Below are 355 nucleotides of genomic sequence, written 5' to 3'. Positions count from 1 at the left end.
CCGCCTAAGGTGGGACAGATGATTGGGGTGAAGTCGTAACAAGGTAGCCGTATCGGAAGGTGCGGCTGGATCACCTCCTTTCTAAGGATATAAGCTGGACTTGTGAGCCAGACAAAACAGTTTGTTCACGATCTTTGTTTGTTTAGTTTTGAGAGTACAATTCTCTCAAACCATTCGTTCTTTGAAAACTAGATAGTCGTAATGAAGAAGCAAAGTAAACATCGAGTAATCGCCATTTTAGTTTTCTCTCTTATTAAATTAAGAGAATAACCTTTTAGGTTAAGTTAGAAAGGGCGCACGGTGAATGCCTTGGCACTAGGAGCCGATGAAGGACGGGACTAACACCGATATGCTT

The 355-nt window shown here is 42.3% G+C and carries 2 rRNA genes; both read left to right on the top strand.

Annotation, left to right across the window (positions count from 1 at the left end):
• Nucleotides 1–81 (top strand): 16S ribosomal RNA (locus M3610_RS27600); the annotation flags it as partial.
• 196 nt (nt 82–277) lie between these two features.
• Nucleotides 278–355, top strand: a 23S ribosomal RNA gene (locus M3610_RS27595); the annotation flags it as partial.

This window comes from Neobacillus sp. MER 74, assembly GCF_023714155.1.
Note: the sequence above shows the minus strand (reverse complement) of the source record. Positions and strands in the feature narration are given on the sequence as shown.